General features: G+C 56.7%; 16 protein-coding genes. 10 read left to right on the top strand and 6 right to left on the bottom strand.

Going from position 1 to position 12,197, the window contains the following annotated elements:
• Positions 1 to 40 precede the first annotated feature (40 nt).
• The 5 genes from H663_RS28165 to H663_RS28150 all read left to right on the top strand — a co-directional run bounded on the left by H663_RS28165 (position 41) and on the right by H663_RS28150 (position 5,696).
• The gene (locus H663_RS28165; protein WP_116695831.1) at positions 41 to 301 is read left to right on the top strand and encodes an AAA family ATPase; all 261 of its coding nucleotides are present in this window, start codon (positions 41 to 43) and stop codon (positions 299 to 301) included.
• Positions 298 to 495, top strand: a complete 198-nt coding sequence (locus H663_RS28160; protein ID WP_053173388.1) for a DUF2283 domain-containing protein — start codon at positions 298 to 300, stop codon at positions 493 to 495. The genes H663_RS28165 and H663_RS28160 overlap by 4 nt, the downstream gene beginning before the upstream one ends.
• Before the next feature lie 279 nt (positions 496 to 774).
• Positions 775 to 906, top strand: coding sequence for a hypothetical protein (locus H663_RS42395; RefSeq protein WP_276309824.1), 132 nt, complete (start codon positions 775 to 777; stop codon positions 904 to 906).
• Entirely contained in the window at positions 903 to 2,156 is a 1,254-nt protein-coding gene (locus H663_RS28155; protein ID WP_053173390.1) for an AAA family ATPase, read from the top strand. Before H663_RS42395 ends, H663_RS28155 begins: the two co-directional genes overlap by 4 nt.
• Before the next feature lie 162 nt (positions 2,157 to 2,318).
• Positions 2,319 to 5,696: a type I restriction endonuclease subunit R gene (locus tag H663_RS28150; RefSeq protein WP_053173393.1), complete on the top strand. Its 3,378-nt coding sequence runs from the start codon at positions 2,319 to 2,321 to the stop codon at positions 5,694 to 5,696.
• 367 nt (positions 5,697 to 6,063) lie between these two features.
• On the opposite strand, the gene H663_RS28145 is transcribed toward H663_RS28150, so the two are convergent.
• Entirely contained in the window at positions 6,064 to 6,309 is a 246-nt protein-coding gene (locus H663_RS28145) for a hypothetical protein (protein ID WP_116695830.1), read from the bottom strand.
• Positions 6,302 to 6,577 carry a BrnT family toxin gene (locus tag H663_RS28140; protein ID WP_053173397.1) on the bottom strand — a complete coding sequence of 92 codons (276 nt, stop codon included), beginning with the start codon at positions 6,575 to 6,577 and terminating at the stop codon, positions 6,302 to 6,304. The genes H663_RS28145 and H663_RS28140 overlap by 8 nt, the downstream gene beginning before the upstream one ends.
• Positions 6,578 to 6,644: 67 nt before the next feature.
• On the opposite strand from H663_RS28140, the gene H663_RS28135 reads away from it, so the two are divergent.
• Complete coding sequence (locus H663_RS28135) at positions 6,645 to 6,827, top strand: lipocalin/fatty acid-binding family protein (protein ID WP_053173399.1); 183 nt, start codon at positions 6,645 to 6,647, stop codon at positions 6,825 to 6,827.
• A 68-nt stretch (positions 6,828 to 6,895) separates the two neighbouring features.
• On the opposite strand, the gene H663_RS28130 is transcribed toward H663_RS28135, so the two are convergent.
• On the bottom strand, positions 6,896 to 7,243 hold the full coding sequence (locus tag H663_RS28130) for a helix-turn-helix domain-containing protein (protein ID WP_053173401.1): 348 nt from the start codon (positions 7,241 to 7,243) through the stop codon (positions 6,896 to 6,898).
• Positions 7,230 to 7,562, bottom strand: a complete 333-nt coding sequence (locus tag H663_RS28125; protein ID WP_053173403.1) for a type II toxin-antitoxin system RelE/ParE family toxin — start codon at positions 7,560 to 7,562, stop codon at positions 7,230 to 7,232. Before H663_RS28125 ends, H663_RS28130 begins: the two co-directional genes overlap by 14 nt.
• A gap of 92 nt (positions 7,563 to 7,654) precedes the next feature.
• Here H663_RS28125 and H663_RS28120 point away from each other — a divergent pair, with 92 nt between their 5' ends.
• Positions 7,655 to 7,855, top strand: a complete 201-nt coding sequence (locus H663_RS28120) for a hypothetical protein (protein WP_053173405.1) — start codon at positions 7,655 to 7,657, stop codon at positions 7,853 to 7,855.
• A 30-nt stretch (positions 7,856 to 7,885) separates the two neighbouring features.
• On the opposite strand, the gene H663_RS28115 is transcribed toward H663_RS28120, so the two are convergent.
• Together H663_RS28115 and H663_RS28110 are read right to left on the bottom strand one after the other, a co-directional pair.
• On the bottom strand, positions 7,886 to 9,034 hold the full coding sequence (locus H663_RS28115; protein ID WP_053173661.1) for a DNA cytosine methyltransferase: 1,149 nt from the start codon (positions 9,032 to 9,034) through the stop codon (positions 7,886 to 7,888).
• Positions 9,035 to 9,105: 71 nt separating this feature from the next.
• On the bottom strand, positions 9,106 to 9,684 hold the full coding sequence (locus tag H663_RS28110) for a GIY-YIG nuclease family protein (protein ID WP_053173407.1): 579 nt from the start codon (positions 9,682 to 9,684) through the stop codon (positions 9,106 to 9,108).
• Between the two features lie 274 nt (positions 9,685 to 9,958).
• On the opposite strand from H663_RS28110, the gene H663_RS42390 reads away from it, so the two are divergent.
• The 3 genes from H663_RS42390 (at position 9,959) to H663_RS28100 (ending at position 11,961) form a co-directional block, all read left to right on the top strand.
• Entirely contained in the window at positions 9,959 to 10,087 is a 129-nt protein-coding gene (locus H663_RS42390; protein WP_276309823.1) for a hypothetical protein, read from the top strand.
• A gap of 21 nt (positions 10,088 to 10,108) precedes the next feature.
• A complete protein-coding gene (locus H663_RS28105; RefSeq protein WP_205872696.1) occupies positions 10,109 to 10,273 on the top strand; it encodes a virulence RhuM family protein in 165 nt (54 codons plus the stop codon).
• A gap of 254 nt (positions 10,274 to 10,527) precedes the next feature.
• Complete coding sequence (locus H663_RS28100; protein WP_053173409.1) at positions 10,528 to 11,961, top strand: Fic family protein; 1,434 nt, start codon at positions 10,528 to 10,530, stop codon at positions 11,959 to 11,961.
• Positions 11,962 to 12,197: the final 236 nt, after the last annotated feature.

Raw genomic sequence — 12,197 nt, 5'->3', positions numbered from 1 at the left:
GTTTGTCCTTTAGAAACCGTGGCTTTGGCCAATAGACGTCATGGCCTACACCGACATCCACATTGATCCCTTATCGGTTCTGGTGGGCACCAATGCCAGCGGCAAATCCAATGCGCTCAATGCATTGCTGCTGTTCAACCGCGTGGCTTCGGGTTCCATGCTCACCTCGGCCTTGAAGGGCGACGGCACGCAAGCCGCCTTGCGCGGCGGTGTGGAGTGGGCGGCGCGGTGTTGGTCCTCGAAGACGCCTTGGTCGTTAAAACCGTCATGCACGCATTTGTATTGGAGGATTAACCCATGAAAACCACCTACTACGACCAAGATGACATCTTGGTGATTCATCTCTCGGATAAACCCATTGCACGCGAGGTGTCCCAGGACTGGAACACACATGTCAGCTATGCCGCTGATGGCACGGCCGTAGAAGTTGTCGTGTTGGACGCCAGAGCCAACGGCGCACTCCCGGTAGAAATCCTCCACGGCCAAGCCGCCTGATCGACCGCGCCCCATCACCTTTTCTCCGTCGGCGGCTCCAGACCCTATATTGGCCTGCGACGAAGGCAACACGTCGGGGCCAAAGCCACCGACGGAGGTGCCGGATCAATCACCGGATGGATGGGCTGGGTTTCTAAAGGACAAAACAGGGGGAATCATGAAGAGGCAAAGACCTTTCGGGTTGATAGAAATTGGTAAGTCGTTGGTTTGTATGAATTTTTCTAAAGGACAAATCTGCAGTTTGTCCTTTAGAAACCGTGGCTTTGGCCAATAGACACCATGGCCTACACCGACATCAACAGTGAAGACCGCCTGGTGCAGGCCACATTTGCCGAGCAAGCTGAGGTCGGCCGATTCAGCCGTAGCATGGCTTATCCTTTCGGTCAGCAAATCCTGCTGGAGCACACATGATCACCGAGTTGAAACTGGAAAACTGGAAGAGCTACGAAAGCGCCTCCATCCACATTGATCCCTTGTCGGTTCTGGTAGGTACCAATGCCAGCGGCAAATCCAATGCGCTCGACGCATTGCGGCTGCTCAATCGGGTGGCTTCGGGTTCCATGCTCACCTCGGCCTTGAAGGGCGATGGCACACAAGCCCCTTTGCGCGGCGGTGTGGAGTGGGCGGCGCGGCAGCCGGGTTCTGTGTTTGCATTGAGTGTGGTGTGCCGTTCTGATGAACTCACCGATTACGAATACAGGCTGGAAGGAAAAATCACCGACAGCCGGTGCGATCTGTTTTCTGAAAAGCTCACGCGCACAAAGTTCAGGGCGGGCAAAGACGGACGTCGTAAATCAGAGGCAGGCCATATCCAACTGCTGCGCACCGATGCGTGCACAGACGATGCTCCCACCATCATCGCCCGCCTTTACAACGAAAAACAGGGCACCCCACGCCAACTGAGCCGTGCCAACTCCATCCTGTTTCAGTTGATGGGTCAAAAGCTACGTCAGGAAATTCAGGATGGTGTGCAAGCTGTCATTTCAAGTCTGCGTGAAATCTTCATCCTGGACCCGATCCCTTCGCACATGCGCGGCTTCTCGGCTTTGTCTGAAAAGCTGGAATCAGACGCTTCCAACATTGCAGGTGTGTTGGCCGCATTGCCGAAAGACAAACAACAAGAAATAGAGGCTGTGCTGACGCAATACGCCAGCCAGCTGCCTGAACGAGACATTCGGCGCGTGTATGCCGAAACAGTCGGCAAATTCCAGTCAGACGCCATGCTGTATTGCGAAGAGCACTGGCTGGACGCAGGGCCGCCACCCACCGTGGATGCTCGCGGCATGTCGGATGGCACGCTGCGTTTTCTGGCCATCTTGACGGCGCTGCTCACGCGCCCTCGGTACAGCTTGCTGGTGATTGAAGAAGTGGACAACGGCTTGCACCCATCCCGGGCCAAGTTGTTGCTCGACATGCTGAAAACCGTGGGTGCAGCGCGGGGGGTGGATGTGCTGGTGACCACGCACAACCCGGCGCTGTTGGACGCCATGGGCACGCAGATGGTGCCCTTCATCACCGTGGCCAACCATGATCCTGCTACGGGTGACAGCGTGTTGACGCTGTTGGAAGACATCGCGCAATTGCCCAAGTTGCTGGCGCAAGGATCGATTGGTCGCTTGTTCGGACAAGGGTGTTTCGAATTACGGGGTGCCACCATCTGATAGATGAGCAGGGTTTCTAAAAGACAAAACAGGGTGAATCATGAAGAGGCAAAGACCTTTCGGGTTGATAGAAATTAGTAAGTCGTTGATCTGTATGAATTTTTCTAAAGGACAAATCTGCAGTTTGTCCTTTAGAAACCGTGGCTTTGGCCAATAGATGCCATGGCCTACACCGACATCAACAGTGAAGACCGCCTGGTGCAGGCCACGTTTGCCGAGCACTTGGAGCGTGAGTTGGGCTGGGACAGCGTCTATGCCTTCAACCAAGAGAGCTTTGGTCCCACCGGCACGCTGGGGCGCAGCAGTGAGCGCGAGGCGGTGTTGGTGCGCGACTTGCGCGAGGCGCTGACCCGGCTCAACCCGCAGCTGCCGCCGCCTGCCATCGAAGACGCGGTGGCGCAGCTGACGCACCACGACTTTTCGCGCTCGCTCTTGCAGCACAACCAGGCGTTTCACAAGCTGGTGCGTGATGGCGTGCCGGTGAGCTTCAAGAATGCGCAGGGGCAGCTGAGCCACACGCAGGCCAAGGTGATCGACTTTCGCAACCCGGCCCACAACCGTTTTCTCGTGGTGCGCGAACTCAAGCTGACCGGCTTGCGCACGCCCAACTACAACCGCCGCGCTGACTTGGTGTGTTTCGTCAACGGTTTGCCGTTGGTGTTCATTGAGCTGAAGGCGGTTTACAAAAACATCCGCGCCGGGTTTGACGGCAATTTGCGCGATTACATGGACGAGAACGTGGTGGCGCACGCCTTTCACCACAACGCATTTTTGGTGGTGAGCAACGGGCACAACGCCCGGTTTGGCTCCATCACCAGCACTTGGGAACACTTTGGCGAGTGGAAGCGCCTGAGCGAAAACGATGTGGGCAATGTGGCGGCCGAGGTCTTGCTGAATGGCATGCTGGCCAAAGACCGCTTGCTCGACATCTTGGAAAACTTCATCTTGTTTGACGCCAGCAAGGCAGGCCACACGCGCAAGGTGGTAGCCCGCAACCACCAGCTGCTGGGGGTGAACCAGGCGGTGGCCTCGGTGCTGCGGCAAGAGACTTTGAAGCGCGAGTTCCCCACACGGCTGACGCAGCGCACTGTTGAGCTGCCTGCCAGCTTGAGCACAGCGGCCAATGAGCCGCAAGTGCTTTACCCCCTGGCCGCAGAGCCGTTGCCGCAGTATTTGCAAATCATCGAACGGGCGCACCCCGACCTGGGCCGCTTGGGCGTGGTGTGGCACACGCAGGGCAGCGGCAAGTCGTATTCGATGGCGTTTTTTGCCGAGAAGGTGCGCCGCACGGTGCCTGGCAATTTCACCTTTGTGTTCATGACCGACCGCGACGATCTGGACAGCCAGATTTACAAGACTTTCATCGGATGCGGCGTGGCCGACGAGCAAACGCCGCGTGCCAGCTCGGGCCGCGAGCTGCAGCGCCTGCTGGCCGAGAACCACCGCTTTGTGTTCAGCCTGATCCACAAGTTCAACCAAGAGGTGAAGCCCGACGCGCCCTACAGCGAGCGCGACGACATCATCGTCGTGTCGGACGAGGCGCACCGCACGCAGTCGGGCAAGCTGGCCCGCAACATGCGCATGGCGCTGCCCAATGCGGCGTTCATCGGTTTTACGGGCACCCCCCTGTTCAAACACGACCAACTGACCAAGCGCATTTTTGGCGACTACGTGTCGCGCTACGACTTCAAGCGCAGCGAAGAAGACGGCGCCACCGTCAAGCTGGTGTACGAGAACCGGGGCGAAAAGCTGGGCCTGGCCAAGCTGGATTTGAACGACAAAATTGCCGAAGCGGTGGACGCCGCCGATCTGGACACCGACCAAACGGCCTTGCTGGAAAAGCTGCTGGGCAAAGACTACGAAGTGGTGACCGCCGACGAGCGGCTGGAGCGCATCGCCGCTGACTTTGTCGACCATTGCAGCACCCGCTGGGAAGCGGGCAAGGCCATGCTGGTGTGCATCGACAAGATCACTTGCGCCCGCATGTTGCAGCTGATCGGGCCGCTCTGGAAAACCAAAGCCGCCGCCGTGCGCGCCGATGCGCAGCACAAGCTACAAGCCATCAACGCCGCGACCGATGACGAAATGCGGCAGGTGCTGCACGCCCAGCGCGACCGCCTGCTGGCCAAAGCCACTTGGATGGACGAGACGCTGATCGAGCTGATCATCAGCGAGGCGCAAAACGAGGTGGCCGACTTCAAGGAGTGGGGTTTCGACATCATTCCCCACCGCGAGGTGATGAAGCTGGGGTTTGAGACGGCAGACGGCCAGCGCGTGGATGTGGAAACCGCTTTCAAAAACCCCAAACACCCGTTCCGCGTGGCGGTGGTGTGTGCCATGTGGCTCACGGGTTTTGACGTGGAGTGTTTGTCCACGCTCTACATCGACAAACCCATGCGGGCACACACCCTGATGCAGGCCATTGCCCGCGCCAACCGGGTGTATCCGGGCAAAGACTTTGGCCTGATCGTGGATTACAACGGCATGCTCAAAAGCCTGCGCGAAGCCTTGGCGCAATACGCGCTGGGCGACGATGGCGGCGAGGCCGAGATTGTGGCCCCCATTGAAGAGCGTGTGGCGGCCCTCGCCGATGCCATTGCCGTGACCGAGGCGCATTTGATGGGCCTGGGCTTTAACGCTAGCCGCCTGCTGGGCAGCAAAGGTTTTGCGCGCATTGGCTTGCTGGCCGATGCGGTGAATGCGGTCTACACCAGCGACGAGACCAAGCGCCGGTATGAAATCTTGTCGCGTGTGGTGTTCAGCCGTTTCAAGGCGCTTCTGGTGGAACCATCAGCGCTGGTCTATGCCGAGCGGCACGACAACATCGAAGCGATTTACAAAAAGCTGAGCGAGCGGCGCGACACCGCCGATGTGAGCGAGTTGCTCAAAGAGCTGCGCCGCATCGTCAACGAAGCCATTGCCACGCATGCATCCGGTGTGGATCAGGCCAATGGCCTGACGGTGGACTTGTCGCAGATCAACATGGAAAAGCTGCGCGACGAATTTGCCAGCAAGGTGCAACGCAAGGCCACGGCCATTGAAGACATTCGCCAGATCGTGGAAGAAAAGCTGGCGCAGATGCTGGCGCAAAACCCGCTGCGCATGAACTACGAGAAAAAGTACCAAGAGATCATCGCCGCCTACAACCAAGACAAAGACCGCGCCACCATCGAAGACACCTTTGCCAAGCTGCTGGATGTGATGGCCGCGCTGGACGTGGAGCAGCAACGCGCTGTGCAAGAGGGCTTGAGTGAAGACCAGCTGGCGCTGTTTGATTTGGTGCAACGCGGTGACTTGAACAAGACCGAACGCGAACGCATCAAACAAGCCAGCCGCGATTTGCTGGCGGGCGTGATGGCGGTCATTGCCCCGCTCGACCGCTGGACTGAAAAAGAACAGACCCAAGCCGAGGTGGAAATCTTCATCATGGATCAGGTCTACCTGTCACTGCCCGAGCCACCTTACACGCCACAAGACAAAGCCGACGTGGCGCAATTGGTTTACCAGCACATTCGGCAGCAGAGCTTGCGGGCTTATTGATCCGGCACGCTGAAGTTTGAAATGTGTGAGAAAGGACATCTTGTAGGTCGGTACTCGCAGAGTCCGACGTTATTGGTTTGGGCAAAGGCCCATGTCGGAGTCTTCGACCGCCGACCTACAAGATCTTTGATGCATTCAAAACTTCACCGGGCCGAATCAATAGGCAAGACCCCGACGTCGGTTTGAAATGGCGCGAATGACCCGGCTGGGCGATGGGGTTGTTCGGACATCCATGTCGGACTCTTCGAGTACCGACCTACGTGTGACATTTCTCACACATTTCAAACTTCAGCGTGCCAGAACAATAGCATTCATAAAGTGCCACCTCTTCTGTGCGTGCGCGGCGCACTGATGTTGCACATTTCGATCATGAAGCCGCCAAGCGCTTGCGCGTGGCGGTTTTTGTACGGACAGATAAAACTTGCGTTTCGTGAGCGAAAGCCAGCATGCTGGCCAAAGCCTTGTTGACGGCTTCAGAAGTCGGAAACGCCTTCAGAATTTCGGGCTGCAACACCACGACATTGCTGCCTTGCACGAAATGTTTCAGGTACTTGCCGCGAACACCCTTGCCCAGTTGATCGCGCTTCAATTCGGGAATATCCAGATCAGCCATTTTTGTAGATGTCTTTTTCATACCGGGTTGCCTTTCTTGCGCTGATGATTCGAATGCTGTTGCGACGCTCAGTGTGAACGACCACCAACAGTCGTTCTTTGGTTGATATTCCGTAGGTTCGACTGCGGTCTTCGTCCATTGAGTGATCAGAGTCTGAAAAAGTCAAGGCTAAAGCATCTCCAAAAACGCTGACAGCTTCGTCAAAAGACACGCCGTGCTTAAGTAAGTTGCTTTGCGCTTTTTGATTATCCCATTCGAACTTGAACATGCGAGTTCCTTGCATTGAAGTTCTTAACCGACCAACGATTTCGATTTTATGCGCTCTGTGTAGCGTGATGGCGGTCATTGCCCCGCTCGACCGCTGGACCGAAAAAGAACAGACCCAAGCCGAGGTGGAAACCTTCATCATGGATCAGGTCTACTTGTCACTGCCCGAGCCACCCTACACGCCACAAGACAAAGCGGATGTGGCGCAATTGGTTTACCAGCACATTCGGCAGAAGAGCTTGCGGGCTTAGGCAAGCGGGTTTCAATTGAATGGGGATGCGGGTTGGGTATGAGCAGGCAGTGGTAAGGCACTCAGAGCTTATGCGGCAACAGGCTTGGGTGTGCCCTGCTTGGCACGACTTGGTAAATTACCAGTTGCCCGAGGCCTGCGAACCAGCCGAATCTCCAGCTTGCAATCCAAGGCATCTGCATACTTGGTCAGCGTTGCCAATGAGGGCGAGTGCTTGCCACTGCCGGACTCCATGCGCGCCACAGCAGATTGGGTGGTTCCGATTTTTTCAGCAACTTGCGCTTGGGTCAGGCCTTGCGACGTGCGGGCCTTCAAGAACTCATCCAAAAGAGAAAACTCATCGCTCAGCTTGTCAAATTCTGCTTTGACGGCCGCATCGGCCAGTGCCTGGGTGCGCAGTTGTTTATGCGTCAACATCTTTCCACTCCTTCATACGCTTGCGCGCAAGTGCCAATTCTTTGGGCGGTGTTTTGTCGGTCTTCTTCACAAACTGATGGAGCATGACAATTTTGCGATCCACCACCGTGCAAAAAAATACACGACCAATACCTTCTCGGGACTTCAAACGCAGCTCAAAAAGCCCTGAACTCATGGCCCGCGTGTGGGGCATTCCCAAATCCGGGCCAAATTCCATCATTCGATCAGTGCAATGAAAGTACCTTGCCAAAATACCGGGCGGCAAAGCCAGCACATCAGCCTGTAACTTTTCATCGTGATATTTGATGTCCCACTTCATTCCAGAAATATAGCATGTTTGAGATAATTGTAAGCTGCTGCAGGCCTTGCGTTTGCTCGACGGCCTGAACGGCAGCGTGGCCCGCTGCGGCCTTGCTGGTCAGCTTCATTGGCACCGGCAGCAGCTTTTTGGCATTCTCCGCACTGGCCGAAAAACGCGGCCTGACGCACACCGCCTTGCTGGGCAAAAGTTTTTACTTTTTAGGGGGCCTCACCGAAGCCACCGAGACCATCACTGTGTTTGCCGTCACTACGGGGATACGGGTTTGGTGGGGGTATAGGAGGTTGGGGTGAGGTGGTCACCACCCAAGCTTCATTTCAAACTCAGGCTGCGCGAGGGAGCTTCTGACCTTGATGGCTCGACAGTCGATTCAGTTGGGCGATGGGGAGCAAGAGATGTTGGCTCAAATGTTGGACGACGGGCACCACCACCCCATCGCCCAAGAGGTGGTAGGCCTCGTTGTATTTTTCGGGCAATTTGTAGTCGTCGGGCAGGCCCATCAAACGAGCTGCTTCGCGAGATGAAATCAAGCGACTTTTGATGCTGTTGCCGTGAACCACCATGATGGTTTGCCTGCTGGAGCCACCACCTGGCGTGCGCAAGCATCCGGCAATGCCATCAAAGCGAACCTCTGCTCTTTGCACGCCGTCGCGTGTGCGTTTGTAAATGGTGCCCACGCGAGGCGATTTGGATGCTTGAGCTGCAAGAACTTTTCTGCGGTGCAGAGGTGCCATCATGTCCAGCAGTTGCCGTGTTTCTTTTTCAGAATGCCATTGCACGCTTTGCGGATGGGTTTCAATCAAACTCTCAAGTGTGAGCAGGGGTTTCTCGTTTTGAGGCACCGACCACCAACGCCATGCAGCTTTGGCCTCACCCGACAAACGGTTGTGCGCTCGGATCATGGCGGCAGGGTGCCATGCGGGGTTGGGGGTGTGGGTGTGCGAGAACTCGGGCAATTTCAGATGGGCATCGACCCCCACGATGAACAAGCGTGGCCTGGATTGGGGCAGAAAGTGAATGGCATCGATCAGCATGCCACCCACCAGGTAGCCTTGTGATGCGATGGCTTTGGCAATCAGTTCGAAGTCTTTGCCATCCCGCGAAGTGAGAGCGCCGAACACGTTTTCCAAAACGACCATCTTGGGTTTACGGCCTTCGGCATCGAGGTCGCAGATCAATTTCCAAAATCCCCAAAATGCACCAGAGCGTTCACCTTCCAGTCCGGCACCATCACCCGCCAGTGAAAGGTCTTGGCAGGGAAATGAGCCCCATGCCATGTCAGCATTTGCCGGAAGATCTTTGGCTTGTACGTTGTAAATGTCTTTGACCGAAAGGTGCTCGTCACCCCAGTTGGCTTTGTAGGAATGCCCCTTGCTTGCACTGATGTCGTTGGCAAACAAGCACTGCCAATCCGAACCCAGTCCAGCCCGAGCCATACCGCCACCAGCAAAAAATTCGTAAAAACTGTGCATGTTGATCACTCGATGCTGTCTATTTGTACAGTTATTTTAAGTGCTACCGAGCCGCTCGTGTTGCGTTACTTTCAGCTTTCTGCACCGTCGTCCGAATAAGACACTGCCGATTTAACCAGCAAAGAGTGGTACTTGTTCAGGCGCTGAAAGTGTGCGTCCATAGCGCCGGCAATTTGCGTCGAATTTTTCACTGCCAAAAAGTGACCCACGATTTGTGCGTAGTGGTTGGCTTGACGAGGCAAGCGTTGTTCCGGTGTTTTTCGTTCAGCAATTTCTTTGTCTGACATCACTTGCACCTTGACGGAAGCCTTCGGAATGGGCGCTTTCTCTGGTGTGCGGGGCACCGTGCCGTTCATTAATTTCGACTTTTTATTGAAGTGGTGATACAGACGGTTTTCAGTGGGTGTGATGTCCTGAACATCGGCAATGGGATAGGCCCAAACATAGGCAATTTCCCACACATCAATTTGGAGGTTTGCAATGATGTCCGACCTGGCCGAAGTCAAGTGCCTCGATACGCGTGAGCGGATGCCATCTTTGGACTGCCCTACATAAATCGGTACTTCGTCCAAATCGCACAAGATATAAACGCCGGTGCTGGTGGGCAGCTCCTTCATCGCTTTTTTGCGAAAGGCAAAGTCTGTTGCCATGGGAAAGCCTCCTGAAAACTTCTGATTTTTGGACGGCCATGTGTTGCGCCCTTCAACTTTCTAGTATCGCATCCAAGGAGCCGCTTGGCGGTGGGTGGCATCAGTCCATGCGCCCCTCTGGCAAACCGCCAAAAACAACAATCAGCCCCCGCACAGATGACCGCCAACGTCTTCCACAACATCGCGTAAATTAATACCAGCTTGTGGGAAGCCGCCGATCAGCTCCGTGCCAAGTCCAACCTCACGGCCACGGAATATTCCATGTCCGTGTTGGATGTGTTTTTTGCGGCACGCCACCAACCGTTATCAGACCGCGCTGCAAGCCATTGAGGCCGCGCAGGCGGCGGGCATCCACGCGGAGACGCTGTGGCTGCCGCACCGCTTGATGGCCGAACTGTTCTAGACCATCCCCGATAACGTCGGCTTGCACCTCAAGAACATCTACGCCGAAGGCGAACTGGTGGAATCGGCAACTGCCGTGGATTTCTCGGTAGTTCAAAACGAAGGTGGCGGTGCCGTCCGGCGCATGCTCAAGCACAACAGCCTGGACGCCATCATCGCAGTCGGCTACCGAATGACCCCCGGCTGAGGTTTGCCTCAAGTAGAAAGGCCACTTGATGCGGCGAAAACCTACTTTATTCACCGCACTTTCTGCGGTGAATGCACCACTGATTCACCGCATTATGGGCACCGGCAGCCAGTTCACACCACATAGCCCATCAGCTGCCGCGACACAATGGCTTGCAAGCACGACACATTGCGCGACATAATGACGGCCAATACTGTCACCCTTGGTGGCCCTAAACCCCCTGAGCGCGACAAATTGCCCCCAAAGGCCACCCCATGCCCCGCATCACCCCCGCCGACGAATTGCAATTGATCGAATCCATCGTGGCCGCGCACCCCGGCGGCATCGGCATTGCCGATATCGAGCTGGCCATGGCGCAGCGCCAAGGAGGGTCGCTGAACCGCCGCTCCTTGCAACGCCGCTTGCTCAAACTCATCGATGCGAAGCGGATCGCGTCTGAGGGGCAGAGCATTGCGCTGGTCTACAAGCCAGTGGCGCTGGCCTGGTCGCAACTTGCGGGCGGTGGCCGGGGCGTGATTGCCCCTGTCGGCGTGGCAGAGGCGGAACCCGATCTGCCGGTTTCGCCCGCAGGCGCCCGCATCCGTGATCGGGTTCGACAGCCGTTGATGCTCCGCCGCCCGGTGGGTTATCGGCGTGAGTTTTTGGAGGCGTATCAGCCGGGCGTCACGTTCTATTTGCCAGCTGACTTGCGAAGCCAGTTGCACGAGATGGGCCGCACGCCTGCCCATGAGCGACCCGCAGGCACCTACGCCCGCGACATCTTGGGCCGTTTGTTGGTGGATTTGTCGTGGGCTTCATCGCGGCTGGAGGGCAACACCTACAGCCGCCTGGACACGCAAAACCTGATCGAGCATGGTCAGGCCGCGCAGGGCAAGGACGCCATCGAAACGCAGATGATCCTGAACCACAAAGCCGCCATCGAGATGCTCATTGAGGACACGAACGAGGTGGGCTTTGATGCCTTCACATTCAAAAATCTGCATGCCGTCTTGTCGCAAGAACTGATGCGCGACCCGCAGGCCAGTGGCAGGCTGCGTCGGCGCGTGGTGGAGATTTCGGGCACGGTGTTCCATCCCCTTGCCATGCCCCAGGTGATTGAGGATTGTTTTGAGCTGCTGCTGAGCAAAGCTGCCGCCATTCCCGATCCGTTTGAGCAGGCGTTTTTCCTCATGGTGCAGCTGCCCTATTTGCAGCCGTTTGAAGATGTGAACAAACGCTTGTCGCGCATTGCCGCCAACATGCCGCTGATCCAGCAAAACCTTTGCCCTTTGTCGTTCATCGACGTGCCCGAGCGGGCTTACATCGAAGGCACTTTGGGGGTGTATGAGCTCAACGAGGTCGATTTGTTGCGCGACGTGTTTGTGTGGGCGTATGAGCGTTCGTGCCAGCGTTATCTGGCCATCACCCAGACCATGGTCGAGCCGGACCCCCTCAAAATCAAATACCGCGAGGCGCTGATTCAGGCCGTGCAGGCGGTGGTCAAAGGCCTGCAAGCGCCCAGCCCAGACTCGCTGGCCACTGTGGTGGCGCGCATGCAGGTGCCCGCCGCCGACCAGGACGCGTTCACCCACATGCTGGCCGAGGCGCTGCAGCAGTTGCACGAAGGCAGCGTGGCCCGTTACCGGCTGCGTCGCTCGGAATACCTGGCCTGGCAGTTGGTTTGCTCGGGTGGTGGCGATCACCTGTAACTTCTCGCCACGTCATTGCGCACTAATGATTCGGCAATGTGAAGTAATTAATGCGCAAAGATGTTGTAGGTCGGCGGTCGAAGACCCCGACGTTGGTTTGAAATGGCACGAATGACCCGGCGGGGCGATGGGGTTGTTCGGGCATCCATGTCGGACTCTTCGAGTACCGACCTACGAGATGGGTGTTTTCGTAGGTCGGCGGTCGAAGACCCCGACATTGGTTTGAAATGGCGGAA

It is taken from the genome of Limnohabitans planktonicus II-D5 (assembly GCF_001270065.2).
Classification (GTDB): Bacteria; Pseudomonadota; Gammaproteobacteria; order Burkholderiales; family Burkholderiaceae_C; genus Limnohabitans_A; species Limnohabitans_A planktonicus.
Note: the sequence above shows the minus strand (reverse complement) of the source record. Positions and strands in the feature narration are given on the sequence as shown.